General features: G+C 66.7%; 28 protein-coding genes and 1 tRNA gene. 17 read left to right on the top strand and 12 right to left on the bottom strand.

The window, feature by feature from the left end; translation table 11 throughout:
- Positions 1-56 precede the first annotated feature (56 nt).
- Entirely contained in the window at positions 57-827 is a 771-nt protein-coding gene (locus TL10_RS07015) for a Fic family protein (RefSeq protein ID WP_043397460.1), read from the bottom strand.
- A 99-nt stretch (positions 828-926) separates the two neighbouring features.
- Here TL10_RS07015 and acs point away from each other — a divergent pair, with 99 nt between their 5' ends.
- Complete coding sequence (gene acs / locus TL10_RS07010; RefSeq protein WP_043985073.1) at positions 927-2,873, top strand: acetate--CoA ligase; 1,947 nt, start codon at positions 927-929, stop codon at positions 2,871-2,873.
- Between the two features lie 55 nt (positions 2,874-2,928).
- Here acs and TL10_RS07005 read toward each other — a convergent pair whose 3' ends face one another.
- Positions 2,929-3,591 carry a S1 family peptidase gene (locus tag TL10_RS07005; protein ID WP_461786760.1) on the bottom strand — a complete coding sequence of 221 codons (663 nt, stop codon included), beginning with the start codon at positions 3,589-3,591 and terminating at the stop codon, positions 2,929-2,931.
- A gap of 117 nt (positions 3,592-3,708) precedes the next feature.
- Here TL10_RS07005 and TL10_RS07000 point away from each other — a divergent pair, with 117 nt between their 5' ends.
- Both TL10_RS07000 and TL10_RS06995 read left to right on the top strand, forming a co-directional pair.
- Positions 3,709-4,218 (top strand): phage holin family protein, encoded by a 510-nt coding sequence (locus TL10_RS07000; protein ID WP_043397457.1) that lies wholly within the window; start codon positions 3,709-3,711, stop codon positions 4,216-4,218.
- Complete coding sequence (locus TL10_RS06995; protein ID WP_043985072.1) at positions 4,218-5,168, top strand: alpha/beta fold hydrolase; 951 nt, start codon at positions 4,218-4,220, stop codon at positions 5,166-5,168. Before TL10_RS07000 ends, TL10_RS06995 begins: the two co-directional genes overlap by 1 nt.
- Here TL10_RS06995 and marP read toward each other — a convergent pair.
- Genes marP through nth form a run of 4 tightly spaced genes read right to left on the bottom strand, consistent with a single transcriptional unit; the run spans position 5,157 to position 8,614 of the window.
- Positions 5,157-6,350 (bottom strand): acid resistance serine protease MarP, encoded by a 1,194-nt coding sequence (marP, locus tag TL10_RS06990; RefSeq protein WP_043397273.1) that lies wholly within the window; start codon positions 6,348-6,350, stop codon positions 5,157-5,159. The genes TL10_RS06995 and marP overlap by 12 nt on opposite strands.
- Positions 6,347-7,111, bottom strand: a complete 765-nt coding sequence (locus TL10_RS06985) for an NUDIX hydrolase (protein ID WP_043985071.1) — start codon at positions 7,109-7,111, stop codon at positions 6,347-6,349. The genes marP and TL10_RS06985 overlap by 4 nt, the downstream gene beginning before the upstream one ends.
- A gap of 25 nt (positions 7,112-7,136) precedes the next feature.
- Positions 7,137-7,787, bottom strand: coding sequence for a TlpA family protein disulfide reductase (locus tag TL10_RS06980; protein WP_043397269.1), 651 nt, complete (start codon positions 7,785-7,787; stop codon positions 7,137-7,139).
- Positions 7,784-8,614, bottom strand: coding sequence for an endonuclease III (gene nth, locus TL10_RS06975; RefSeq protein WP_413784702.1), 831 nt, complete (start codon positions 8,612-8,614; stop codon positions 7,784-7,786). Before nth ends, TL10_RS06980 begins: the two co-directional genes overlap by 4 nt.
- 60 nt (positions 8,615-8,674) lie before the next feature.
- Here nth and TL10_RS06970 point away from each other — a divergent pair, with 60 nt between their 5' ends.
- Together TL10_RS06970 and crp are read left to right on the top strand one after the other, a co-directional pair.
- A complete protein-coding gene (locus tag TL10_RS06970) occupies positions 8,675-8,986 on the top strand; it encodes a hypothetical protein (RefSeq protein ID WP_131630696.1) in 312 nt (103 codons plus the stop codon).
- 103 nt (positions 8,987-9,089) lie between these two features.
- Positions 9,090-9,764 (top strand): cAMP-activated global transcriptional regulator CRP, encoded by a 675-nt coding sequence (crp, locus tag TL10_RS06965; protein WP_020100982.1) that lies wholly within the window; start codon positions 9,090-9,092, stop codon positions 9,762-9,764.
- Positions 9,765-9,822: 58 nt separating this feature from the next.
- Here the strand turns inward: crp and TL10_RS06960 are convergent, their stop codons facing one another.
- From TL10_RS06960 to sp36, 3 genes are read right to left on the bottom strand one after another with little or no spacing between them, the layout of a single operon-like run.
- Positions 9,823-10,596 carry an MBL fold metallo-hydrolase gene (locus TL10_RS06960; RefSeq protein WP_043985069.1) on the bottom strand — a complete coding sequence of 258 codons (774 nt, stop codon included), beginning with the start codon at positions 10,594-10,596 and terminating at the stop codon, positions 9,823-9,825.
- Between the two features lie 33 nt (positions 10,597-10,629).
- Positions 10,630-11,085 carry a RidA family protein gene (locus TL10_RS06955; RefSeq protein WP_043985068.1) on the bottom strand — a complete coding sequence of 152 codons (456 nt, stop codon included), beginning with the start codon at positions 11,083-11,085 and terminating at the stop codon, positions 10,630-10,632.
- Positions 11,082-11,243, bottom strand: a complete 162-nt coding sequence (sp36, locus tag TL10_RS06950) for a Sp36 family protein (protein WP_090562576.1) — start codon at positions 11,241-11,243, stop codon at positions 11,082-11,084. Before sp36 ends, TL10_RS06955 begins: the two co-directional genes overlap by 4 nt.
- Before the next feature lie 48 nt (positions 11,244-11,291).
- Between sp36 and bagA the strand changes: the two genes are divergently transcribed.
- Entirely contained in the window at positions 11,292-12,332 is a 1,041-nt protein-coding gene (bagA, locus tag TL10_RS06945) for an ATPase BagA (protein WP_043985067.1), read from the top strand.
- A complete protein-coding gene (bagB, locus tag TL10_RS06940) occupies positions 12,329-13,465 on the top strand; it encodes an ATPase BagB (RefSeq protein WP_043397253.1) in 1,137 nt (378 codons plus the stop codon). The genes bagA and bagB overlap by 4 nt, the downstream gene beginning before the upstream one ends.
- A 13-nt stretch (positions 13,466-13,478) precedes the next feature.
- Here bagB and TL10_RS31195 read toward each other — a convergent pair whose 3' ends face one another.
- Together TL10_RS31195 and TL10_RS06930 are read right to left on the bottom strand one after the other, a co-directional pair.
- Entirely contained in the window at positions 13,479-13,649 is a 171-nt protein-coding gene (locus TL10_RS31195; protein ID WP_157850357.1) for a hypothetical protein, read from the bottom strand.
- Positions 13,650-13,896: 247 nt separating this feature from the next.
- On the bottom strand, positions 13,897-14,202 hold the full coding sequence (locus TL10_RS06930) for a WhiB family transcriptional regulator (protein WP_020100988.1): 306 nt from the start codon (positions 14,200-14,202) through the stop codon (positions 13,897-13,899).
- 341 nt (positions 14,203-14,543) lie between these two features.
- Here TL10_RS06930 and ponA2 point away from each other — a divergent pair, with 341 nt between their 5' ends.
- The 4 genes from ponA2 to TL10_RS06910 all read left to right on the top strand — a co-directional run bounded on the left by ponA2 (position 14,544) and on the right by TL10_RS06910 (position 19,501).
- A complete protein-coding gene (gene ponA2, locus TL10_RS06925; RefSeq protein ID WP_043397251.1) occupies positions 14,544-16,979 on the top strand; it encodes a transglycosylase/D,D-transpeptidase PonA2 in 2,436 nt (811 codons plus the stop codon).
- A gap of 103 nt (positions 16,980-17,082) precedes the next feature.
- The gene (locus TL10_RS06920) at positions 17,083-18,033 is read left to right on the top strand and encodes a metallophosphoesterase (RefSeq protein WP_043397248.1); all 951 of its coding nucleotides are present in this window, start codon (positions 17,083-17,085) and stop codon (positions 18,031-18,033) included.
- Positions 18,030-19,130 (top strand): L-cysteine desulfhydrase Cds1, encoded by a 1,101-nt coding sequence (cds1, locus tag TL10_RS06915; RefSeq protein ID WP_043985065.1) that lies wholly within the window; start codon positions 18,030-18,032, stop codon positions 19,128-19,130. Before TL10_RS06920 ends, cds1 begins: the two co-directional genes overlap by 4 nt.
- A gap of 297 nt (positions 19,131-19,427) precedes the next feature.
- Positions 19,428-19,501: transfer RNA gene (locus TL10_RS06910), tRNA-Pro, on the top strand.
- A 52-nt stretch (positions 19,502-19,553) separates the two neighbouring features.
- On the opposite strand, the gene TL10_RS06905 is transcribed toward TL10_RS06910, so the two are convergent.
- On the bottom strand, positions 19,554-20,876 hold the full coding sequence (locus tag TL10_RS06905) for a tyrosine-type recombinase/integrase (RefSeq protein ID WP_109749372.1): 1,323 nt from the start codon (positions 20,874-20,876) through the stop codon (positions 19,554-19,556).
- Between the two features lie 14 nt (positions 20,877-20,890).
- Between TL10_RS06905 and TL10_RS06900 the strand changes: the two genes are divergently transcribed.
- The 6 genes from TL10_RS06900 to TL10_RS06875 all read left to right on the top strand — a co-directional run bounded on the left by TL10_RS06900 (position 20,891) and on the right by TL10_RS06875 (position 26,024).
- Positions 20,891-21,088, top strand: a complete 198-nt coding sequence (locus tag TL10_RS06900; RefSeq protein ID WP_043985064.1) for a helix-turn-helix transcriptional regulator — start codon at positions 20,891-20,893, stop codon at positions 21,086-21,088.
- A 133-nt stretch (positions 21,089-21,221) separates the two neighbouring features.
- Positions 21,222-22,805: an AICE element replication initiation protein gene (locus TL10_RS06895; protein WP_043985063.1), complete on the top strand. Its 1,584-nt coding sequence runs from the start codon at positions 21,222-21,224 to the stop codon at positions 22,803-22,805.
- 79 nt (positions 22,806-22,884) lie between these two features.
- Positions 22,885-23,343 carry a hypothetical protein gene (locus TL10_RS06890; RefSeq protein ID WP_083000306.1) on the top strand — a complete coding sequence of 153 codons (459 nt, stop codon included), beginning with the start codon at positions 22,885-22,887 and terminating at the stop codon, positions 23,341-23,343.
- 217 nt (positions 23,344-23,560) lie between these two features.
- Positions 23,561-24,397, top strand: coding sequence for a TIGR04255 family protein (locus tag TL10_RS06885; RefSeq protein ID WP_131630695.1), 837 nt, complete (start codon positions 23,561-23,563; stop codon positions 24,395-24,397).
- Entirely contained in the window at positions 24,394-25,146 is a 753-nt protein-coding gene (locus TL10_RS06880; protein WP_043985060.1) for a helix-turn-helix domain-containing protein, read from the top strand. Before TL10_RS06885 ends, TL10_RS06880 begins: the two co-directional genes overlap by 4 nt.
- 83 nt (positions 25,147-25,229) lie before the next feature.
- A complete protein-coding gene (locus tag TL10_RS06875) occupies positions 25,230-26,024 on the top strand; it encodes a hypothetical protein (protein ID WP_070953155.1) in 795 nt (264 codons plus the stop codon).
- The last annotated feature ends 125 nt before the right edge of the window (positions 26,025-26,149 follow it).

The raw sequence follows: 26,149 nt of genomic DNA, 5'->3' as shown, positions 1-26,149 counted from the left end.
GAGCGCCGCCCGCTTTTATGTCTGCGTGTTTGCTGGAGGGCGGTCGCGCCGGGCCGCTACTTGGCGGAAGCCTGTGCGATCGACAGCGCTTCACGAGCCCCGGAATGCAGACCGCGACTGCTGAAGATCAACCACGCGGTCAGCCCGTCAGCCGTCCCCGACGCGAAGCCCCGTGCCACGGCACGGTATTGGCCGACCTCGCGCATCCAGTACATCTCGGGCACCCCGAGGCCGTGCGGGTCCAGTCCACTGGACATGGTGATCAGCCTCGACACCGCACGCGCCACCACACCGTCGGCCACACCGAACGGAGCCAGGCTCAGGAGTTCGCCATGAGCGACGGCCGCGAGCACCGTCGCCGGCACCCGGCTCCCGCCACCCACGAGCTCGCCGAGCAGCTCCAGCCGCCGGCCCACGTCGGGGTCATCGGTGCGAGGCCGGCCGAGCTGGTCCGCGTCGGTGAGATCCGCGGCCGCCAGCGAATGCAACCGGGCCATCGCCTGCAACGGCGCCCGCTGCCACACTCCGACCAGCGCTGTCGCGCCACCTTCGAGGGCCTCGGCCACCCGCAGCGCACCGGCCAGCACGGCGTCGGCACGCTCGCCTTTCGCCGGGGCCTCGCCGTCCTTACTGAAACTCAGGGAGCCACCGTCGAGCACCGACGACGCCCGCGCAGCCCGCATCGAGGCCTCGGCCGCGGTGGCCGGCCAACCACGCAGGTTCACCTTGTGCCGATGGGCCTTACCGAGCGCTTCACGCGCCTCGTCTCCGGCCTCGGCCACGCCGGGCAGTTCTGCCAAAGGAGCCAGCGGGTCAGGTGCAGCCACGACCGCACAGGGTAGTGCCACCAGGTGGCCACCACCAACGTCACGGTGGCGGGCCACCACCAACGTCATTGCAACCTGCCAGTGACTACGCTCACAGCCATGACACAAGACACCGCTGTGCCACAGGCTTACCCGCCGCCTGCCGAGTTCGCCGCGCAGGCCAATGCCACTGCCGCGCTGTACCAAGAGGCCGACGCCGACCGCCTGGATTTCTGGCGCCGCCAGGGTGAGCGGTTGTCCTGGGCGACCCCGTTCACCGAGGTCCTGGACTGGTCAGGCGCACCGTTCGCGAAGTGGTTCGGCGACGGCAAGCTCAACGTCGCCTACAACTGCGTGGACCGCCACGTCGAGGCCGGCAACGGCGACCGTGTCGCGATCCACTGGGAAGGCGAGCCCGTCGGGGACGCCCGCGACATCACCTACGCCCAACTCAAGGACGAAGTCAGCAAGGCCGCCAACGCCCTGACCGCCCTGGGCCTGCGCGCCGGCGACCGCGTCGCCATCTACATGCCGATGGTGCCCGAAGCCATCGTCGCGATGCTGGCCTGCGCCCGGCTCGGCGCGATGCACTCGGTGGTGTTCGCCGGGTTCTCGGCCACCGCGCTCGCCGCCCGCGTCGAAGACGCCCAAGCCAAGCTCGTCATCACCACCGACGGCCAGTACCGCCGCGGCGTGGCCGCCTCGCTCAAGTCCGCCGTCGACGAAGCGGTCGCGAACCAGCCGTCGGTGCAGCACGTCCTGGTGGTCAAGCGCACCGGCATCGACGTCGACTGGACCGAAGGCCGCGACCTCTGGTGGCACGAGGCCGTCGACTCACAGTCGACCGAGCACACCCCGGAAGCGTTCGACGCCGAACAGCCGCTGTTCCTGCTGTACACCTCCGGCACCACCGGCAAGCCCAAGGGCATCGTGCACACAAGCGGCGGCTTCCTGACCCAGGCCTCCTACAGCCACCACAACGTCTTCGACATCAAAGCCGACGACGTGTACTGGTGCACCGCCGACATCGGCTGGGTCACCGGGCACACCTACATCGTCTACGGCCCGCTCTCCAACGGCGTGACGCAGGTGGTCTACGAGGGCACGCCCACCTCGCCCACCGAGCACCGGCACTTCGAGATCATCGAAAAGTACGGCGTCACCATCTATTACACGGCGCCGACGCTGATCCGCACCTTTATGAAGCTGGGCCACCAGATCCCCGCGGCGCACAACCTGTCGAGCCTGCGGGTGCTCGGCTCGGTCGGCGAACCCATCAACCCCGAAGCCTGGCGCTGGTACCGCGAACACATCGGCGCGGGCACCACGCCCATCGTGGACACCTGGTGGCAGACCGAGACCGGCGCCATCATGATCTCCCCCCTCCCGGGTGTCACCGCCGCCAAGCCCGGCTCGGCCATGACCCCGCTGCCCGGCATCAGCGCCAAGATCGTCGACGACGACGGCAACGAACTGGTCCCCGGCGCCGACGAGGAAGAACACGTCACCGGCTACCTGGTGCTCGACAAGCCGTGGCCGTCGATGCTGCGCGGCATCTGGGGCGACAACGAACGCTTCAAGGACACCTACTGGTCCCGCTTCGCCGAGCAGGGCTGGTACTTCGCCGGTGACGGCGCCCGCTACGACGCCGACGGCAACATCTGGGTCCTGGGCCGCATCGACGACGTCATGAACATCTCCGGCCACCGCATCTCCACCGCCGAGGTCGAATCCGCCCTCGTCGGACACTCCGGCGTGGCCGAAGCCGCCGTCGTCGGCGCCACCGACGCCACCACCGGCCAGGCCATCTGCGCGTTCGTCATCCTCAAAGAATCCGCGCACGGCGGCTCGGCGAACATCGTCGAAGAACTGCGGGCCCAGGTCTCCACCGAGATCTCCCCCATCGCCAAACCACGCGAAATCCACATCGTCCCCGAGCTGCCCAAGACCCGCAGCGGCAAGATCATGCGCCGCCTGCTGCGCGACGTCGCCGAAGGCCGCGACCTCGGCGACACCTCCACCCTCGTCGACCCCAGCGTCTTCGAGGCCATCCGCGCCAGCAAGTAGGTCCACGCGAAACGGCCCCTTCTCCGACGAGAAGGGGCCGTTTCACATTGATGGGCTAGATGGGCTGGTAACCCGCACCCGGCCGGCTCTTGGCGTCGAGATCGGCGATCACCGCGTTGATCGACACCGTCACGGCCGGGGTGTGCAGCGGCACGTACTTGACGACGCACGTCGGCAGGTCATCGCTGAAGGCCCCGTGGATCATGCCGACCAGCTTGTTGTTCACGGTGACCGGCGCACCCGAATCGCCCGGCTGGCCGCACACCTGGTCCACGATGGTGCCCGGGTCCTGGCCCGGGCCCCAGGTGACGCCGCAGGTGTAGCCGGTGGTGCGGCCGAGCTTGCACGCCACCTCACCGAAAGCCGGGTCCGGGCCGATGCCGTCGATCTGGAATCCGTTGACGGTGTTGAGAGGCTGCACCTTGGCCGGGTCGAATTCGATGACGGCGTAGTCCAGGGGCTGGCTGCCGGCCACCATGACGCCGAGCGTGCCGCGGTTTTCGGCGCCCTCAGCCGACACCAGGTGGCCGGGACCGCCGCAGTGTGCCGACGTGAAGCCGACCAGCTTGCCGCGGTTGTCATGCCCGATCGTGGTCAGGGTGCAGAAGGTGTCGCCGTCCACGACGATGCCCGAGCCACCGCCCAACGGGACCGGTGCGTCCGCGTGGGCAGGTACCCCGACCGACGTACCGAACAGGGCAATGGCCATCCCAAACATCGAAGCAAGCACGGGTGCCGAACGCATCGGGGCAGTGTATCGCTGGCCCGGATCGTTAACCGGCGCCCTACGTGGCAACATATGCCAGGACTACACCGACGCCGGGAGGACGTGTTCGTGAGCAATGGCGATCGCAAGAATGGCGCAGTTCCAGCCACGGTGACCTCGATCCCGCTGGTGGATCCGCATGCGCCCAAGGCTGATCCGTCGATCGGCGATCTGGTCAAGGAAGCCACCGCGCAGATGTCGACGCTGGTGCGGGCCGAGGTCGAACTGGCGCGCGCCGAGATCACTGCTGATGTGAAGAAGGGCCTGACCGGCAGCGTCCTGTTCATCGCCGCACTCGTGGTGCTGTTCTACTCGACGTTCTTTTTCTTCTTCTTCCTCGGTTCGCTGCTGGAGCTGTGGCTGCCGAGCTGGGCGTCGTACCTGATCGTCTTCGCGCTCATGGTGCTGACGACCGGTGCGCTGGCATTCGTCGGGTTCCTCAAGGTCCGCAAGATCCGCGGCCCACGAGACACCATCGCGACAGTCAAGGAGGCCAAGGTGGCGCTGACGCCTGGCCACGACAAGCCCTCGAGTCAGATCACCGCCCGCTCGGCCTCTAGCGACACCTCAGGCTGGTAGTGCCGCCACCTGATCCGTCGGTCGTCCGGATCGACGGTCCGTGGCGACACCTTCAGGTGCACGCGAACGGGATTCGCTTCCACGTCGTGGAGGCAGATCCGGGCTCAAGCCAGACCGGTTCGTCCGGCGAGCGCCCGCTGGTGATCCTGCTGCACGGATTCGCCTCGTTCTGGTACTCGTGGCGGCATCAGCTGCGCGACCTGCGCGGCGCCCGGGTGGTCGCGGTGGACCTGCGCGGCTACGGCGGCAGCGACAAACCGCCGACCGGCTACGACGGCTGGACCCTGGCCGGGGACACCGCCGGCTTGGTGCGCGCTCTGGGGCACAGTTCCGCTGTGTTGGTGGGGCATGCCGACGGCGGCCTGGTCTGCTGGGCTACCGCGATGCTGCATCCGCGATCAGTGCGGGGTATCGCGCTGATCAGTTCACCGCATCCGGTGGCGCTGCGCTCGTCGACGCTGACCGATCGGGACCAGCGCGCGGCCCTGTTGCCTGCGATGCTGCGCAACCAGGTGCCGTGGTGGCCCGAACATGTCCTCACCCGCCGGGGCGGCGCCGCCGTCGAGCAGCTGGTCCGCAGCCGCGCCGGCGCTGCCTGGCCGGCGTCGGAGGATTTCGCCCAGACCGCCGCGCACCTGCGCACCGCGATTCAGATCCCCTCGGCGGCGCACTCCGCGCTGGAGTACCAGCGCTGGGCGGCGCGCAGTCAGGTCCGCGGCGAGGGCCGGCGCTTCATGCGGGCGATGAAACAGCGCACCCCGGTACCGATCCTGCACCTGCACGGCACCGCGGATCCCTACGTGCTCGATGATCCGGTCCGCCGGACCCAGCGCTACGCCCCGCAGACCCGCTTCGTATCCGTCACCGGCGCAGGCCATTTCGCGCACGAAGAGCAGCCGTCGACCGTCACCTCGGAGCTGTCGACGTTCCTGCACCAGCTACCCGGCTGAGATGCACTTTCCGGTCGGCACCGCTTCGGAGTTGTCGACCTTGGCCATCTGCTTGGCCACCTCGTCGGCGGTGAGGACGAAGCCGGTATCCGCGTCGTCGACCGCGGCGCCGAACACGACGCCGAGCACCTTGCCACTGCCGTCGATCAGCGGGCCACCCGAATTGCCTTGGCGGACATTGCCTCTGATGGTGTAGACCTCACGCGTGACGGTCGTGGAGTGGTAGATGTCCGGCCCGTTGAGTTTGATGACCTCGCGGATGCGGGCCGGGGTCGCGGCGAACTCGCCGCCGCCGGGGTAGCCCATCACCACCGCGCCGGTCCCGGTCGCGGCCTCCTGCATGTCGAACTTCAGCGGCGGCGCGGGCAGGTCGGGTGCGTCGAGAATCGAGATGTCGGCCTCGGGGTCGTAGGAGACGACCTTGGCGTCGTAGCTCTTGTCGTCGACCTGGACGGTGACGCTGTTGGAGCCGGCCACCACGTGGGCGTTGGACATCACCCGGCCGGGCGCGACGACGAAGCCGGTGCCCTCGAGCACTTTCTGGCAGCTCTGTGCGACGCCGCGGATCTTCACGACGCTGCCCTTGGCCGCGGCCACCGCCGGATCGCCCACGAGCGCGGGATCAGGAGCCGAGACGCTGACGATCGGGGTGCGGCCGAACGGTTGCAGCACCGATGGCAGGCCGGAGGTGTTCAGCAGCGCCGAGAGCCGGGTGGGCACGCGCTTCAGCCACGCCGGCGCGAGGTCGTTGACCTCCGAGAGCACCCGCGAGCCGTTCACCGCCGCAGCCAGATTCGGCTGGTCGGACGACGTCAGCGGCGTGGCCAGCAGCCAGGCGGCGACCAGCACCGCGACCAGTTGCAGGGCCATCCCCACGACCGAGTCGAGACCGCGCACCACCTCGTTGCGCATGGCGCCACGGACCGCGCGGCCCAGCACCACACCGGCGATCTCGCCGACCACGACCAGACCCAGGATCAGGAACAGCGCGATGAAGAGCTTGCTGCGGGCGCCGTCCACGTGCGCCACCACATGGGGCGCGAGCAGCACGCCGGCGACCGCGCCGAGCACCACACCGAGAAAAGACAGCAGCGAGCCCAACGCCCCGGACCGCCAGCCCGAGACGGCGGCGACGAAGGCGACGGACAGAACGGCCAGATCCAGCCATTGTGAAGGTGTCATGGTTGATCCACACGGTAGCCGTTGGAGTCCCCCAGCAGCGCCATTGCCGCCTCGAGTTCGTAGTCCCGGTCGGCGTTCCACGGCTGTGCCCAGCCCGCTACTTCCAGGATCGCCGAGATCACCTGAGCGGTGAAGCCCCACACCAGCATCTGGTTGAGCAGAAATGCCGGACCGGCGAACCGCCGGGTGTTCTCCTTGCGGTACACCATCAACCGGTTCTCCGGATTGACGAAGGCGCGCACCGGAACCCGCGCGACGATCGCGGTCTCCGCCGGGTCGACGGCGAGGACCGGACCGGGATCGGGCGAGTACGCGAGCACCGGGACAACGTGAAAACCCGAGGGCGGGATGAACATTCGGTCCAGCGTCGTCAGCACGTGCAGCCGAGACGTGTCGATACCGGTTTCCTCGGTCGCCTCGCGCAATGCGGTCCCGACGGGACCGTCGTCCTCCGGATCGGACGCACCGCCCGGGAACGCGGCCTGCCCGGCATGGTGCCGCAGCGTCGAGGCGCGGACGGTGACCAGCAGGTCGGCGTCGGGCGGCAGCGCACCGGCCGGGGCGTCCGGCGCCCCGGAGAACAGCACCAGGACGGCGGCGTCGCGCTTGTTGCCGGTCAGTGTCGCGGTGGCACCCGCTGCGGTGATGGCCGCCAGCACCGTCGCCGGCACCCGGCGGCGGTAGGCCTGCGGCAGGTCCGGTGCGTTGTCGACGAGTGGCCGCAGCCAGGCCGGGGCGGCCTGTGGGTTCAGCACGTTCACCCCGACACTCCTAACGCTTGAAGATTCACCACTTTGAATTCACTGCACTGGCGATCTCGTCGGCACTGGTGAACGGCCGGGGCAGGACCTGAGCAACGCTACCGTCCGGGCGCAGCAGCACGGTCGCAGGCATCACGTTGGGCACGCGCAGCGCGGCAGCGATGAGGCGGCGGCCGTCCTGCAGCATCGGCAGCTTGACGCCGAGGTCGGCCAGGCGCAGCAGGCCGGCGGTCTCGTTCTCGTCCTGATGCACCGTCAGCACCGTCACCTTGGTGCCCATGCGGCGCTGATACTCGGCCAGCGCGGGCAGTTCGTCGGCGCAGGGGCCGCACCAGTAGGCCCACAGGTTCAGCACCACCGCGCGCCCGGCGACGGACTTCGCGACGTCGACCGGCACACCGTCACCCGCGCAGTCGACCGTGATGCCCTGCAGGGCCTGCGGTCCGGGCCCGGCCTGCGGCGCGGGACACGGCGGCAGCGCCGCCTTGGCACGCGGTCCGGCCAGTGCCGCCGGGGTGTCGGCGTCGCGATGGGCCCGGGTCCCGTTCAGCTGGCCGGTCTGCTGGCCCGACGGCCCGGATGCGGTCCGGTCGTCGCCGAGTTGACGCCACAGCGCCACACCGAGAACGACGAACACCGCCAGCACGACGACGGTCCAGCGGGCGGACCGACTCACTCGGTGATCCCGGCCAGCGCCAGCAGATGCTCGGTCTCGGGTCCCTTCACCAGGGCCGCGGCGGCCGCGAGGTCCGTCGGCCCGATGCCGTAGGACGGGCAGTCGCGGGCCAGCACGCACACGCCGCACGCCGGCGTGCGGGCGTGGCAGACCCGGCGTCCGTGGAAGATCACGCGGTGCGACAGCAGGGTCCACTCCTTGCGCGGGATCAGTTCACCGACCGCGAATTCCACCTTGACCGGGTCCTCTTCGGCGGTCCAGCGCCAGCGCCGGACCAGCCGGCCGAAGTGGGTGTCCACCGTGATGCCCGGGATGTCGAAGGCGTTGCCCAGGATGACGTTGGCGGTCTTGCGGCCCACCCCGGGCAGCGTGACGAGTTCGTCGAGGGTGTCCGGCACCTCGCCGTCGAAGCGGGCCACCAGTTCCTGACCCAGCCCGATGATCGAGTTGGCCTTGTTGCGGTAGAAACCGGTGGGCCGGATCAGCTCCTCGAGCTCGGTCCGGTGGGCCTGCGCATAGTCCAGCGCGGTCGGGTATTTGGCGAACAGCGCCGGCGTCGTGAGGTTCACCCTCTTATCCGTGCACTGCGCCGACAGGATGGTGGCCACCGCGAGCTCCAGCGGATTGGTGAAATCCAGCTCGCAGTAGACGTGCGGGAACGCTTGCGCGAGTTCACGATTCATTCTCCGAGCGCGACGCACCAGACCCAGGTGGGTTTCGCGGTCGTATTTTGCGGTGGATCGTCGCGCAGGCACGCCGGTAAGCGTACTGAGAGAAGTCGGTAAGGATACTTTGACCGGCGTCGTTTCGTGATCACCCTGAGACATTCGGCGTGTTTACTTCTGCGTGTGTCCTGGTTGCTGGTTGTGTGCATTCCCGGGTTGCTGATGTTGGCAACCTTCGGGTTGAGCCGCCTCGAAGCCATGCTCGATACGTCCAAGGAGACGTACACCGCAGCCGACGTCAAAGCGTTCGTCGACAAGGTCAAGACCGCGTGGTCACAGCAGGCGGCGGCCGCGGACACATTGCCGCACCGATCGGCACCCCGATTCGAGGAACCTCGCGCGCTGGCGGCCCCGTCGCCGACGCGGGACAACCCGCTCGGAGCCTTCGGTGAACCCGAACTACCCAGCCGCACCTATGCCCACTATGCGAGCAATCCGCAATTTCGCGAGACTCGCCAGGCGAATCGTGTGTAGCGTGGCTGGTTGCGAAACGGCTTACCACTAGACTGACTTTGTTAACCAGTTCACTGGCTAGCTTGCGCGCGTTTTTTATCACTCACCAGCCTTAGGGAGCAACGTGGACGAGATCCTGGCGAGGGCCGGAATCTTCCAGGGTGTCGAGCCCACCGCGGTATCCGCACTGACCAAACAGCTGCAACCGGTCGACTTCCCCCGTGGACACACCGTGTTCGCCGAGGGCGAGCCGGGCGACCGCCTCTACATCATCATCTCCGGCAAGGTGAAGATCGGCCGCCGGTCACCGGACGGCCGCGAGAACCTGCTGACCATCATGGGTCCGTCGGACATGTTCGGTGAGCTGTCGATCTTCGATCCGGGTCCCCGGACGTCGAGCGCCATCACCATCACCGAGGTGCGCGCGGTCTCGATGGACCGCGAGGCGCTGCGGGCGTGGATCGCGGACCGCCCGGAGATCGCCGAGCAGCTGCTGCGCGTGCTCGCCCGCCGGTTGCGCCGCACCAACAACAACCTGGCCGACCTGATCTTCACCGACGTGCCCGGTCGCGTGGCCAAGCAGCTGCTGCAGCTGGCCCAGCGGTTCGGCACGCAGGAGGGCGGCGCGCTGCGCGTCACCCACGACCTGACCCAGGAAGAGATCGCCCAGCTCGTCGGCGCCTCCCGCGAAACCGTGAACAAGGCGCTCGCCGACTTCGCGCACCGCGGCTGGATCCGGCTCGAGGGCAAGAGCGTGCTGATCTCCGACTCGGAGCGTCTGGCGCGCCGAGCGAGGTAGTTCTGACGCAGATGCCCCCGCACGCACCGCGTGTCGGGGGCATCGCTGTTTGGTCGTCCTAAGCAGTCCGCAGGTAATCCAGCTGGGCCTGCACCGATTTCTCGGCGGCGTCCCACAGCTTCTGGTCGACGTCGGTGTAGACGTGTTCGACGACCTGCCGCGCCGACGCCTCGTCCCCGAGCACCCGCAAGGCGCCGCGCACCTGATCCAGTCGTTCCTCGCGGTGCGCGAGATACATGGCCGTCACCTCGGCGAGGTCGGCGAGGTCCGGACCGTGGCCGGGCAGGACGGTCCGCCCGCCCAGCCCCTGCAGTCGCCGCAGCGATTCCAGGTAGTCGCGCAGGCTGCCGTCCTCGTTGTCGATGACGGTGGTGCCACGGCCCAGGACGGTGTCAGCGGTCAGCACGGCATCGTCGACGACGAACGACAGCGAATCCGCGGTGTGTCCGGGCGTCGCCATGACCTTGATCCGCAGACCCGCCGCGTCGATCACCTCGCCGTCGGTGAGCGGTCCGCCCAGGCCCCGCAGAAACCCGCTGCCCACCGACCGCACCACGGCCCCGGTCATACCGACCAGCTTGTCGATGCCGCCGGTGTGGTCCTCGTGCTTGTGACTGATCAGCACCAGCGGAACCTTGCCCAGCGCCGCGATCCGCTCCAGGTGCGCATCGTCGTCGGGCCCCGGGTCGACGACGACCATCTCGTCGCTACCCGGCCCGCGCAGCACCCAGGTGTTGGTGCCGTCGAGTGTCATGATCCCGGGGTTGTCGCACAGCAGCACCGAGGCCGACTCCGTTACCGGCCGCAGCACGCCATACGCGGGATGATTCATAAGGACACAACCGCCCTCCCGATGGTCGATCGCTTACGCGATCTCCACGATGAGCTCCACCTCAACGGGAGCATTCAACGGCAACTCGGAGACGCCGACCGCCGACCGGGCGTGCGCGCCGGCCGGGCCGAACACCTCGCCCAGCAATTCGGACGCCCCGTTGATCACCGCGGGCTGGCCGTTGAAGCCAGGCGCCGAGGCGACGAATCCGACAACCTTGACGATCCGCACCACCGAGTCGATGCCGACCAGCGCGTGCACGGCGGCCAGCGCGTTGAGGCCGCAGATCCGGGCCAGCGCCTTGCCGTCGTCCGCGGTGACCTCAGCGCCGACCTTGCCCTCGGCGGGCAGCTGGCCGCCCTGCATGGGCAGCTGGCCGGAGGTGTAGACGAGGTTCCCGGTCCGGACCGCGGGAACGTAAGCGGCAAGTGGCGCAACAACTTCCGGCAGTTCGATACCGAGTTCGGCCAACCGGTCCGAGACGCTCACTTGGGCCGCTTCAGGTATGCGACGTGCTGCTCACCGCTCGGGTTGGCCAGTACCGAAACCAGCTCCCACCCGTCCTGGCCCCACTGGTCGAGGATCTGCTTGGTGGCGTGGATCAGCAATGGGACGGTGGCGTACTCCCACCGGGTCGGTTCGCTCATGTCGCCGAGCTTATCGGCCGAGGGGTACCGCATGGTTAACATGCTGGGGTGACCTCCGAATCCACGGGCCAAACCCATACCGGTTGGCCCGCGCGCCTGGACCAAGCGCGCCTCCATTTCGTCACCGGCAAGGGCGGTACCGGCAAGACGACGGTCGCCGCGGCGCTGGCGCTGGCGCTGGCCGCCCGCGGCCGCAGCGTTTTGCTGGTCGAGGTCGAGGGACGTCAGGGCATCGCCCAGCTCTTCGACGTGCCACCGCTGCCGTACGGGGAACAGAAGATCGCCACCGCCGAGGGCGGCGGGCTGGTCAACGCGCTGGCCATCGACACCGAGGCCGCGTTCCTGGAATACCTGGACATGTTCTACAACCTCGGCATCGCCGGCCGCGCCATGAAGCGCATCGGCGCCGTCGAGTTCGCCACGACGATCGCTCCCGGCCTGCGTGACGTCCTGCTCACCGGCAAGATCAAAGAGGTCGTGGTCCGTAACGGCAAGACCGCCAAGGAACTCAAGGGACAGCGCCCCTACGACGCCGTCGTGGTCGACGCCCCGCCGACGGGCCGCATCTCCCGCTTCCTCGACGTCACCAAGGCCGTCTCGGACCTGGCCAAGGGCGGCCCGGTCCATTCGCAGGCCGACGGCGTCGTGAAGCTGCTGCACTCGGAGCTCACCGCCATCCACCTGGTCACGCTGCTGGAGGCGCTGCCCGTGCAGGAGACCCTGGAGGCCATAGAGGAGCTCCGCGAGCTCGAGTTGCCGATCGGCAGCGTCATCGTCAACCGCAACATCCCGGCGTACCTGTCACCGGACGATCTGGCGAAGGCAGCCGAGGGCGTCGTCGACGCCGACGCGGTGCGTGCCGGACTGTCCGACGCCGGAATCACGTTGTCCGACGGCGACTTTGCCGGACTGCTCACCGAGACCATCCAGCACGCGACGCGCATGATGGCGCGCGCCGAGAGCGCCGACCAACTCGACGCCCTCGAAGTGCCCCGCCTCGAACTGCCCGCCCTCCCCGACGGGGTCGACCTGGGCAGCCTGTACGAACTCGCCGAAGCGCTCGAGCAGCAAGGGGTTGGCACCAAATGAGCGGCAAGCCCTTGAAGCTGGACATGCACGCGATCCTGTCGGACACCGCGAACCGCGTCGTGGTGTGCTGCGGCGCAGGCGGCGTCGGCAAGACCACCACGGCCGCCGCGATGGCGCTGCGGGCCGCGGAGTACGGCCGCACAGTCGTGGTGCTGACCATCGACCCGGCCAAGCGCCTGGCGCAGGCCCTCGGCATCAAGGACCTGGGCAACACCCCACAGCGGGTGCCGCTGGCTCCCGAGGTACCGGGTGAGCTCTACGCGATGATGCTGGACATGCGCCGCACCTTCGACGAGATGGTGGTGCAGTACTCCGGCGAGGATCGAGCCGACTCGATTTTGGAGAACCAGTTCTACCAAACCGTCGCCACGTCACTCTCGGGCACGCAGGAGTACATGGCGATGGAGAAGCTCGGCCAACTGCTGGCCGAGGACAAGTGGGATTTGGTCGTCGTCGACACCCCGCCGTCGCGCAATGCCCTGGACTTCCTGGACGCGCCAAAGCGGCTGGGCAACTTCATGGACAGCCGCCTGTGGAAACTGCTGCTGGGACCGGGCCGCGGCATCGGCCGCCTCGTCACCGGGGCGATGGGCCTGGCGATGAAGGCGCTGTCCACCGTGCTGGGTTCGCAGATGCTCTCCGACGCGGCCAGTTTCGTTCAGTCACTGGACGCCACGTTCGGCGGGTTCCGCGAGAAGGCCGACCGCACCTACGAACTGCTCAAGCGCCCCGGCACGCGGTTCGTCGTGGTCTCGGCCGCCGAGCCCGACGCGCTGCGCGAGGCGTCGTTCTTCGTCGACCGGCTGTCTCAGGAGCAGATGCCGCTGGCCGGCCTGATCCTCAACCGCACCCACCCGATGCTGTGTGAACTCACCGCGGACGCAGCCGACGAGGCTGCCGCCAAGCTGGAGAAGTCCGGTACCGACGGCGACGCTCTGGCCGCGGCGACGCTGCGGATCCACGCGAACCGCACCATCATCTCCAAGCGTGAGGTGCGGTTGCTGTCGCGATTCACCGGAGCCAACCCGCACGTGGCGTTGGTGGGCGTGCCGTCACTGCCGTTCGAGGTATCGGACCTGGAGGCGTTGCGGGCCATCGCCGATCAGATCACCGGCGACATCGTCAAAGCCTGAGCCCTGGCGCCGTTCAGGTTCCGGCGCGCTCGACGGAGATTCCGGTGAGGCACTGCTCTTTGTCCCGGATCCCGAAGTTGAGCTTGCCCCAGCTGTAGCTGACGCTCCACACGAACTCTTCGTACGCGGAGTGGCCGGTCGGTGCGTGCGTCTGTTCCGCAGCCGGATACCGCGCACGCACCATGTCCGTCGTGATGCACGGGTTCGGGTCGACGTCGACGGACGCGAACAGCCACTGCCCGTCGTTGCCATACGTCCTGGGGTTTCGGCGCGGCCACGCTTACTCCCTGTGTCGGGTGTGAGCATGCGGCGGCGAGCAGGACACAGGTGAGAACAGCAACGAGCATTCTCACGGCGGTGGCCCAGAGCATGGCGTGATGGGCAGCAGGTTACCGCAGGGAACTGCGGTAATGCGTTGCGCTACAAGAAAATCAGACCGCGTTGCGGTGCTTGCGCTGGGTGGCGAAGAACTCCGCCCAGGACACCACCTCGGGGTGCTGCTTGAGGAGGGCACGGCGCTGGCGCTCGGTCATGCCGCCCCAGACGCCGAACTCGACGCGGTTGTCGAGGGCATCGGCACCGCATTCGACGATCACCGGGCAATGCCGGCAGATGACCGCGGCCTTGCGCTGCGCGGCGCCGCGGACGAACAGCTCATCCGGGTCGGCCTGTCGGCATCGGGCCTGGGAAACCCAGGCGATTCTGGCTTCAGCTTCAGGTTGGACCACACCCTGCATCGCGCCGTTTCCGGCCTGGGGAGCGATAGTCGCGCGAACTACTGGCTGTGTACCTGCCACCAGCGATCCCTTCGTCACACCGTCTCCCGACGGCTGAGTCCTCCCGAGTAGACCACTGATGCGATCTACGCCACATTGCGGCTAGTAGTGTTACCTAGATCGCATTGTGTGTTCAAGTTAGGTGGTCAGGGGCCGATTGCGCAATGGGTCTGGGGCCGCTTTTTTGGGACGTGTGTCCAAACGTTAATTTTTGCCCGTGTCGCAGCCCCCTAGATGCCCTAAGGACGTGGTAATCGACCAGCACTCGGCCGCTGGCTACCACGGTCGCTAGGCTGTACCCCATGTCCGAGCGACCGCAGAATCGTCCGCCGACCGCGGTCACCGTCATCAAGATGACGTGGTGCTGCCTGCTCGCCAGCGTGGTCCTCGCCGCGATGATGTTCCCGCTCATCGGGGGTGTCGGCCTGATGTCCAACCGGGCATCCGACGTCGTGGCCAACGGTTCGGCACAGCTGGTCGAAGGTGACGCGCCCGCCGTATCGACCATGGTGGACGCCAAGGGCAACCCCATCGCCTGGCTGTATTCGCAGCGTCGCTTCGAGGTTCCGAGCGATCAGATCGCCAACACCATGAAGCTGGCCATCGTCTCGATCGAGGACAAACGGTTTGCCGAGCACAACGGGGTGGACTGGAAGGGCACCCTGACGGGCCTGTCCGGCTACATGTCCGGCTCCGCCGATACGCGCGGTGGATCCACCATCGAGCAGCAGTACGTCAAGAACTATCAGCTGCTCGTGGTGTCTCAGACCGACGCCGAACGGCGGGCCGCCATCGAGACCACACCGGCCCGCAAGCTGCGTGAGATCCGCATGGCGCTGACCCTGGACAAGACGTTCACCAAGTCCGAGATCCTGACGCGCTATCTGAACCTGGTGTCGTTCGGCAACGGGGCGTTCGGCATCCAGGACGCCGCCCAGACGTACTTCGGCGTCAACGCCTCCCAGCTGAACTGGCAGCAGGCCGCGCTGCTCGCCGGTATGGTGCAGTCCACCAGCGGACTGGACCCGTACGTCAATCCCGACGGCGCCCTGGCACGTCGAAACCTGGTGCTGGACACCATGATCCAGAATGTCCCCCAGGAAGCCGAAGCGCTGCGGGCCGCCAGGGCCGAGCCGCTCGGCATCCTGCCGCAGCCCAACCAGCTGCCCCGTGGCTGCATCGCCGCCGGTGACCGCGCCTTCTTCTGCGATTACGTGCTCGACTATCTGTCGAAGGCGGGGATCAGCAAGGACCAGGTGGCCAAGGGCGGCTACCTGATCCGCACCACCATCGACCCGGACATCCAGAACTCGGTCAAGTCGTCGATCGACGGCATCGCCTCCCCCGGCATCGACGGCATCGCCAGCGTCATGAGCGTCATCCGCCCCGGCAAGGACAACCACCAGGTGGTGGCGATGGCCAGCAACCGGACCTACGGCCTGAACACCGCGGCCGGGGAAACCATGCAGCCGCAACCGTTTTCACTGGTGGGTGACGGCGCCGGATCCATCTTCAAGCTGTTCACCACGGCCGCCGCCATGGACATGGGCATGGGCATCAACGCGCAGCTGGACGTGCCCGGCCGGTTCGAGGCCAAGGGCCTGGGCAGCGGTGGCGCCAAGGGCTGCCCGAAGGACAAGTGGTGCGTCGAGAACGACGGCCGCTACCGGGCCAGCATGAACGTCACCGAAGCGCTGGCATCGTCGCCGAACACCGGTTTCGCCAAGCTGATCTCGCAGATCGGTGTCCCGCGCACCGTCGACATGGCGGTCAAGCTGGGGCTGCGGTCCTACGCCGCGCCGGGCACCGCCCGGCCGTACGACCCGAACAGCAACGAGAGCCTGGCCGACTTCATCAAGCGGCAGAACATCGGCTCGTTCACCCTGGGACCGTTCGAGGTCAACGCCCTCGAGCTGTCGAACGTCGCGGCCACGCTGGCCTCGGGCGGCACCTGGTGCCCGCCCAACCCGGTGGACAAGGTGTACGACCGGCACGGCAACGAGGTCTCGGTGACCACCCAGACCTGCGAGCAGGCGGTCCCCGAGGGCCTGGCCAACACATTGGCCAACGCGATGAACAAGGACGCCATCAGCGGCACCGGCGCCGCGGCCGCGCAGTCAGTGGGCTGGACCTTCCCGGTATCGGGCAAGACCGGTACCACCGAGGCCCACCGGTCGTCGGCGTTCCTGGGCTTCACCAGCGCGTACGCCGCCGCCAACTACATCTACGACGACTCGCCCACGCCGTCGGACTTGTGCTCGTTTCCGCTGCGCCAGTGCGGCCGCGGTGATCTGTACGGCGGCCACGAACCGGCCCGGACCTGGTTCACCGCGATGAAGCAGTTCACCCCGCCCAACGTGGTGATGCCGCCGACCGACCCGCGCTACGTGGACGGTGGACCGGGCTCGAAGGTGCCGAGCGTCGCGGGCATGGACATCGACCTGGCACAGACCCGGGTGAAGGAAGCCGGCTTCCAGCTGGCCCCGCAGCCGTCGTGGGTCAACAGCGCGTCGCCGTCCGGTTCGGTGATCGGAACCTCGCCGTCGGGACAGACCATCCCCGGCTCGATCGTCACGATCCTGGTGAGCAACGGCATCGCGCCGCCTCCGCCGCCACCACCACCAGTGGGGATTCCGGGCCTCGACGGCTTGCCGCCGGTGCAGATCGGGTCGACGGTCGTGGAGATTCCGGGCCTGCCGCCGATCACCGTGCCGGTGCTCGGTCCCCCGCCCCCATAGGCCCGGCCGAAACCTCAGAACGACCTAAGCCAACCCTGTGGGCTTTCTAACGATGACCAGCGACAACGGGCGAATTGCCGCAGCGAGCAAGTAGGCTGCCTGCATGTCTGCCATCGCCCGCAACGCCGCCGTCACAGTCGCCGGATCACTTGCTGCAGGCCTCGCCTACGCGTCGCTCATCGAGCGCAACGCGTTCGTGGTCCGCGAGGTCACCATGCCGGTGCTGACGCCCGGTTCGTCGCCGCTGCGGGTGCTGCATCTGAGTGATCTGCACATGATGCCGGCGCAGCGCCGTAAGCAGGCGTGGCTGCGCGAGCTGGCCCGCTGGGAGCCGGATCTGGTGGTCAACACCGGAGACAACCTCTCGCACCCGAAGTCGGTGCCGGCCGTGGTGCAGGCGATGGGCGATCTGCTGGCGGTGCCCGGCGTGTTCGTGTTCGGCAGCAACGACTACTTCGCGCCGAAGCCCAAGAACCCGGCCAACTACCTCTTTAGCAAGCACAAGCGGATCACCGGCCGGCCGCTGCCGTGGCAGGACCTGCGCGCGGCGTTCACCGAGCGCGGCTGGCTGGACATGACCCACACGCGGCGTGAGATCGAGGTCAACGGTCAGCTCATCGCCGTGGCCGGGGTCGACGACCCGCATCTGGGTCGCGACCGCTACGACACCGTCGCCGGACGGCCCAACCCGGCGGCCAATCTGTCGCTGGGCGTCACCCACGCGCCGTACACGCGCGTCCTGGACCGCTTCGCCGACGACGGCTACCAGCTGGTGCTGGCCGGGCACACGCACGGCGGGCAGCTGTGCGTGCCGTTCTACGGCGCGCTGGTGACCAACTGCGACATCGACACCTCCCGGGTGAAGGGTCCGTCCCGCTGGGGCGCGCACACGCAGCTGCACGTGTCCGCCGGTCTGGGCACCTCGCCGTACACGCCGGTGCGCTTCTGCTGCCGGCCGGAGGTGACGCTGCTGACGCTGGTGGCCGCACCGACCGGTGGCGGGCACGCCGGCATCGGCGCCGACATGACGCAGCCTGCCGTCTCGGCGCGGTGACCGCACCGGTGGCGGCGCGCAACGTCGACCGGGACTGGGTGGACAACGCTGTCCGCCTGATCGAGGCCGACGCCCGGCGCAGCGCCGACACCCATCTCCTGCGTTATCCGTTGCCTGCCGCGTGGAGCGCGGGCGTCGACGTCCAGCTGTATCTCAAGGACGAGAGCACACACATCACCGGCAGCCTCAAGCACCGGCTGGCCCGGTCACTGTTCCTGTACGGGTTGTGCAACGGCTGGATCGGACCGCAGACGACCGTCATCGAGGCGTCGTCCGGGTCGACCGCGGTGTCCGAGGCCTATTTCGCGGCGCTGCTGGGGCTCGAGTTCATCGCGGTGATGCCGTCGTCGACCAGTGCGACCAAGATCGAGCTCATCGAAAACCAGGGTGGCCGTTGCCATTTCGTCGAGCAATCGTCTCAGGTATACGCCGAGGCCGAACGCCTGGCGCGCGAGACCGGCGGCCACTACCTGGATCAGTTCACCAATGCCGAACGGGCCACCGACTGGCGCGGCAACAACAACATCGCCGAGTCGATCTTCTCGCAGCTGCGCGACGAGACCCATCCGATTCCCGAATGGATCGTGGTCGGCGCCGGCACCGGCGGCACCAGCGCCACGATCGGTCGGTTCCTGCGCTACCGGCGCCATGCCACCCGGCTCTGCGTGGTGGACCCGGAGAATTCGGCGTTCTATCCGTCGTGGGCCACGGGCGACCGGGAGGTGTTCACAGGGGCGTCGTCGCGCATCGAGGGCATCGGCCGGCCGCGAGTGGAGCCGTCGTTCCTGCCCGGCGTGGTGGACGCCATGGTGTGCGTCCCCGATGCGGGCTCAGTGGCCGCAGCGCGGCATGTGAGCAAGGTTCTGGGCCGCCGGGTGGGTCCGTCCACGGGGACGAACATCTGGGGTGCGTTCGGGCTGCTGGCCGAGATGGTGGCGCAGGGCCGTAGCGGTTCGGTGGTGACGCTGCTCGCCGACAGCGGCGACCGCTACGCCGATACCTACTTCGACGACGCGTGGGTCAGCAGCCGCGGGCTGGACTCGACCGATGCCGTGGCGGCCTTGACGGAGTTCGAGCGCTCCGGCCGCTGGGCGTGACCCTGACGGCCGATCCAGGCCGTCCGGTAGTCAGAAGTCGCGAACAGCCACAGCGCCGCCAGACCGAAGAATCCGCAGTAGAGCAGAGCTCCCAATCCGGTCATGTTCATCCCTCGCTTCGTCGCGTTCGGCGGTCGTTTCACCACAGTTACCGGATTAAACGCACGATGCGGGTAAATGCATCCCGATGACGGACGTGATCTTCGCCGCTGGCCCCATCTACCTGCGGCTACATCACCCGGCAAGGGCCGTTTGGCTTCTGAGGGCACCGGTGCGATACGCTGTCGTGGCTTCACACGGGGTGTGGCGCAGCTTGGTAGCGCGCTTCGTTCGGGACGAAGAGGTCGTGGGTTCGAATCCCGCCACCCCGACTCGTGTGATCGCAGGTAGAGGCCCTGACCGGGAATTCCGGTCGGGGCCTTCTTACTTCCCAGTCCGCAGCTGGTCCGCAGTGGCTGCCAGAGACCGCATTCGCGCGGCATCTAGTGCAACTGAAACTTGCTCCAGGTCGTCGGGGAACAGGTCGGCATACGTATCCAGGGTCAAGACCGCAGAAGCGTGTCCCAGCATCGTCTGAACAGCCTTGACGTTGGCCCCGGCGCTGATCGACAAGGACGCTGCCGTATGACGAAGGTCGTGAGGCGTGACGGTGGGATACGCCGGGTCTGCTTCCTGAAGCCGTTGGACAGCCATGTTGAACACCCGCGGCCGCCACGTCGACACTCGCAACAATGCTCCGCCGGGTGACGTGAACACCAAATCGTCTCGTCGCTTGCCGATCATGATCGCGGCCAGCGGATCAGCAAGGAACGCAGGGAAGGGCACCGAGCGACGCTCGTGGGATTTGGGTGACGACCACACCACACGTCCCTTGACCTCGGCGACCGCCTCACGGATATTTACCCTCCGGCGGAGCATGTCGAAGGACTCCACCCGTAGCGCTGCCATCTCGCCCCAGCGCAGCCCGGTGTAGGCCAGGAATCGAACAACAACGGCGTACTCGCCGACCTCGCGGGCCAGAAGCTCCACCTGCTGGTGTGTCAGGTAGCCCCGCGCTCGGTGCTGTCGTCGCGGCGACTTCACTCCTGTGCACGGATTGCGGGGGATCCGTCGATCGTCGACGGCCATCTCCAAGATCTGCCTCAGGACGCTGAGCGCGTTCTCGATGGTGGCCGGTTTGGCTCCGCCCGCCGCCAATTGCTGCACCCACGCCCTGATATCCGACGATTGCACGTCGGCTACAGCGACCGCGGCCCACCGGCCTTCGACGTAGCCCGACCAGGCGAATGCGCGTGTCGCAACCGTCGTCTCCTTCAAATGACCCTGTGTGCCAAGCCATTTCCCATGCAGCTCACGGACGGTGATGCGCCCGGCTTTCGGCGCGACATAGGTGCCGATCGTCTGAGCGGCCGTGATCTCATTGAGAAAGGCCTGAGCGTCCACCTTGCGGTCGAACGAACGCGTGTTCTCCCCGCCTTGATCGTCGACGTAACGGGCCAACCAGCGGCGGCCCATACCGCTACGTGCGGTGGGGCTCCCGTCTGATCGACGCCACCGGTCCTCGACACCAGCCCGACGGTTTCGTCGCTGCAAGTCGACCACCTCCTCTACCGCCAGTTTCACACCGACCACCGACAGCCGACGAAAGCGTTCGGCTGAAGTCAATTTGTAGGCGAAGTTGAGGGTACTGGTGGACAAATGCAGGGCGCCACCACCACCGTTGGATTCGTTGACAGAACCCACCATTGAGGAGCAGCTACATGGATCTACTGAGCGCCAAACAGGTTTCGGACATCATCGGCGTCCCCGTTGGAACTCTCCGCTACTGGCGCCACTGCGATATCGGGCCGGCCAGTTTCACCTTGGGCCGCCGGGTCGTGTACCGGCGCGACGAGGTACTGCGATGGATCGCGGAACAAGAAACCGCGACCCGGCGGGGAGGCGGAGACGCCGCGTGAACCGCGCCCACGAAAAAGACCCCGGGGCCTAGCCGAGGTCTTTGTTCGAACCACCTGATCATCCGACACGGAAGTTCCACATGAGAATAGCTCGTCAACGCAGCCTGCATAAGCACGGTGTGCAGGAAATCCTATGAGCGACAACACCGAGACGGACAAGAAGTCGGTGGCCGCGCGCTTGGTCGGCATGGCACAGGAACGCTACCTGCTCGGACTCTCCGATGAGGGTGAGCCGTTCGGAGCTGACCGCGATCGCCCGCACTTGGTCATGCTCCTCCGCGCCGGCAAGGCCGGTCTACGCGCCGACCTAGCCGCACGGTACTTCGCCGAGACCGGCGCGGTCGCCGGCGGCCAGGCCCTGACTGACGCCACGCTGATCCTTGAAGGATTGGCTGCCACGAAGCCGCCCGAACGCCTGAACCTCCGCGTCGCTGACGATGACGGCACGATCTACATCGATACCGGACTACCCAACGGCCAGGTGATTCGTATCCGACAGGGCCGGTGGACGCTGACCGAGCGGGCACCTGTGCGCTTTCTACGCACCAAGTTGACCGGAGCGATGCCGCTGCCGGCTCAGGGCGGGGATATCGAGAAGCTCTGGGATTTCGTTAACGTCGACTTCGAAGACCGACCGGTCCTCCTCGCTGCCCTCATTGCCGCTCTTGTCCAGACCGACGTCCCACACCCGATCTTGGCGCTGTTCGCCGAGCAGGGCAGCGCCAAGAGCACAACCACACGCATGCTGGTCGATCTCATCGACCCGTCACCGGTTCCCCTACGGCAGGCACCGCGTGATTCCGATTCGTGGGTCACTGCGGCGTCCGGGTCGTGGGTTGTTGCCTTGGACAATCTGTCGACGATTCCGCCCTGGTTGTCGGATTCCCTGTGCCGTGCCGCCACAGGCGACGGCAACGTCAAACGGGCGTTGTACACGGACTCCGATCTCGCGGTGATCAAATTCCGGCGGTGCGTCATCATCAACGGCATCGACGTCGGCGCAGTGCGACCCGACCTCGCGGAGCGACTGGCGACAGTCGACCTGCGACGCATTGATCGCCACATGCGACAACCGGAAGCCACGATGCGACAACAGTGGCGCACGGCTCTACCAGGCATTTTGGGCGGGCTTCTTGATCTGGCCGCCGTGGTTCATCAACGGCTGGAAACCATTTCGGTCGACGTGTCGCCACGGATGGCGGACTTCAGTCGCACGCTGGCGGCCGTTGACGAGATTCTGTCGACCCATGGCTTCCGGCGTTACTTGTCACGCGCCAGTCAACTCTCCGAGGACAGCCTGTCCGCCGACCCGTTCATCGAACAGCTAAGGCTGCACATCCGGGAACCACTCATCGGAAAGTCCGGCGGCGACCTGCTGGCGACAGTCACGCCGACCGGCGACACCTGGCGCAGACCAAAGGAGTGGCCTCGGAACGGCCGGGATGTCACAGCCGTCCTGCGACGGCACGCACCTGCGCTCCGGAGTCTGGGTTGGGCGATCGAAGACGATGGCGCTCGAAATCATCGGAACGTGCTGCTGTGGACCATCTATCCGCCCTACAAAGATGTGTCGGCCAAACAACCCTCGCAATCCTCGCGTCCCTCGCGCATTTCGGCTCCGCGTGAGCTGTCGTCCTTTGTTCAAGATCTGCCGGCGCCCCGCCAGACCATCCCGAACAAGCATTCGGGCGACAATCTCGACGTCGAGGCCTCATGACCGCGCTCGTCGTCACGGCTGCGCCGGACCTTTCGGGCACAATCAGCACCACGTCCCTCTACGTGAGGAGTTGGTGTCCGTGAGCGCGCAATTCGAGGCGATCGCCCAGGCGGTCATCCACGACTGGCCTGACTACGGGTGGTCCGGCCGATTGGAGGCGGCCATCAAGCAGCTGTATCTGTCAGAACTTACTTATCCGGCAACATGGTCCAGCGACCGTTGCGAGGAGTTCGCAGAGAGCCACGCCGGCGACGACGCGCTCCTTCTCACCAGCTCACTGGACGACCTCATCGATACCGTCACAGATTGCTATGTGCGCGATCACGGAGTTCTCCCCCATCGTGACGATTCAGCTCTGTTACTTACAGCGGCGCGTCGGGACGTGCTCGACGAGCTGGAGCTCCGGTTCGCGGCTGACCTACCTGCCGAGATCGCCGCGTTGACAGCCCACGGTGTTGGAAGGGCAAATGGCTCTCTGACGGCGTGCGGGCCGGCCCAACGGCGGCAGAGCAGCACACTGCGCCTAAGCCGTTCTTAGGTAGGTTCCGTTTTGCGGCGGCACCATCCGCTTCGAAATGGCCTTTCGCACTCCCGTGTCGACAGACGAGATGCGATCGAGCGGCGCATAGATCCCTTGAAGCCGCGTTCGCTATTTCCGGACCGGGGGCGCTGCCTCTCCTGCTCCTCATCTCTGACGATAGCGCCTACACTTGTCGGTAGGTGCATCTAAGGTGCATCTCTATGGACAGGACAGTATGACCATCGATCCACACACACTTCGCCCAGCTGAGGACGTTCCATTGGGGGGGCTGCCCTCGGCCGATCCGACCCTGCTCGGAAACGCTCCCCTCGAAGTCGCAGTGATCGAGATCCGGTATACCGCCCGTACCGACGAGATCACACCGGAGGTCGCCGCTGCTTTCCGGGACGACCTTGTGGAGAACACGGGGGTGGACTTCCCGAGCATTCAACCCACCGTTCAACAGCAGATGAGGATCGACTTCGGGGCCAACGGCGTTGCCCAGGTGGCAGCGGAGTCCAGTGGGTGGCAAATTGCTTCCGCGGACGGAGCACACGTCACGCTCATGCCCGACATCCTGATCATGCAGGTCAACCGCTACGAGCGGTGGCGTACCAGCATGAAGGCTCCGCTAACCGTTCTGGTCGAATCTCTCGGACGGTTAGTCAAGCCATCGTTGGTGCACCGCATCGGTCTGCGGTACGTCGACCGCTTCCATGACAGTGGGTTCAACTCTGCAGAGGCTTGGCGTGGCCGGATCGACGACACCCTTCTGGGCCCTGTGCTTAACCCAGTGTTCGGCGGCAGTGTTCGAGGTGCTCAACAGCAGGTGGAGATCCGGCTTGATGATCATCACGGCGCGTTGCTGCGGCATGGACCAGTTCGCGATGATTCGGGCAAGTGCGTGCAGTATCTACTCGATACGGACGTGTTCCGCCACTCCTCATTCACGTTCGACGTGCGAGAGGTCGTCATCTCAGCGGAGCGGCTGAACCGCACTTCGTTGTCACTTTTTCAGGCGTCGGTTACCGATACCTACCTGAAAGAGCTTCGAGAAGGGAGCGCGAAATGACGATCATGGAGCAGCAGCCGACCGGCTCCCGCGTGCTCCGGTCACCTTCCTGGGCCCGAGCACAAAAGGGCCTGTACCCGGCCCCTTGCGAGGACGGACTCTGGTCCAGCACGTTCGTGGAGATGAGTTCATCGCCGGGGTTGCGGGATGTCGTCGCGCATTTCTCTGGAGCCCTCGACCCGTGCGGATGGGATCAGGTTCGCGTCGAAGTTTTCAAGAGTCTCGACGGGCAGATGAACCTTCCGGGCTCGGCGCTGTGGTTGACGATGCCGTATACATTCATCGATACGGTGCTGTCCGACGAGCAACAGGTCGACGAGACGGTCGACGTTCTTGATGCCTTCGAACGAATCCGAGCCGAACTGGGCCTAACGCAGAAGGAGATGTTCAAGGCCACCGGCATCAACAAGCGCACGTTCCACTCGTGGGCGGCAAAGCCCCCCGCCAGCCGGCCCCGTGTAGCCAGCTTGGGTGGACTGTGGGAGTTGGCGGACGCCGTCGACGACCTCCGCAGCACACTGGACCAGCCGATGAACAGGTGGCTGCGTGCCGACAAGAAGCGAGCCTCCGCACTACTCGACGGCCGGTTCGACGACCTCGTTGACCTGGCTGTGGATCGGACGCCGTTCCCTCGGCGAGAGATCGGCACTTCGGTATACGAGGGGATCGCCGAACACGTCGAGACACCGATCATTCGAACCGGTGGTCCGGTGGTGACCGAGAACGTCGAGGACGGATTCGCCCGGTGACTATTGATCGACTCCTGCCGGAGCGATGGCCCCCGCACACGCTTCTCGCTCTGGAGCGGTGGCGGCAAGGGCATCTTCTCCCGATGGATCGCGGCGCATGGATCGTCCCAGCGTGGGTAGATGACCCTGTAACCGGAGAACCCGCTGCCGATGGAGCGTTGGGTGAGGTGCGTGCTCGGTCAGCACCATTGAGCGACAGCGGGTATGCCGCGGTGGTGTCACAGACCTGCGACATTGCGGGCGGTCCCGGGATGCGGCATCCGCTGGTGCAGGCATGCCCGGTACGCGACATCTCAGTCTTTTCGACGGAGAAGGTCCAGCAGATCAAAGACCATCAGCTCTCCGACTACGTCTGGCTAAGTGAGCCTCCGGTTCCTGGAGCGGTTTGGGCCGTGGACCTGCGCGCGATCGTTCCGGTCAGCAAGGGTTTGCTCGCTGCGCAGGAACCGGTCGTGGGGTTCGCCTCGATTGAGGACGAGCTCATTCTCGGACAGCGCCTTGCCAGCAAACTTGGCCGGCCTGCTGTGCACGATGCGCTTGCCGGTCCGGTATTCGAAGCTCTGCGCAAACTCATTTCGAAGGCGAAGAAGTCGCAGGACTGGTGCGATGACGTCGAACAGCTTCGTTTGGAGATCGTCGAGGGGACCACACTGTATCCGAAGCGTGTGCGACTACTCGTGCTGACAGACGTCCGCTTCGGACCGTCGGAGAAGAAACCGCTTCGCGACGAATGGAAGTCCCATCGGAAGTCATTGAACGCCGCCGGGATTACTTGGGAACCAATCCATTTCCTCACGGTCGACAAATGCCCCGTGCGACTCTATCGCGCGTCGGTACCCATCGAAGCGCCGACTCTCGAGCGCGGACGGTTTGCATAGACCCACTCGGGGTGTCCGCCTCACCAATCGCACAGCTGATTTCGGACAGGGTGGCCCCACGTACCTATCGAAGCACGCCGCGGTCCGCTCCCGGCCGGATCGCGGAGTCAGAAGGCAGGTTACGA

Source organism: Mycolicibacterium llatzerense, from assembly GCF_000878195.1.
GTDB lineage: Bacteria > Actinomycetota > Actinomycetes > Mycobacteriales > Mycobacteriaceae > Mycobacterium > Mycobacterium llatzerense.
The sequence above is the reverse complement of the archived record's forward strand: the minus strand, read 5'-3'. Positions and strand labels throughout refer to the sequence as shown.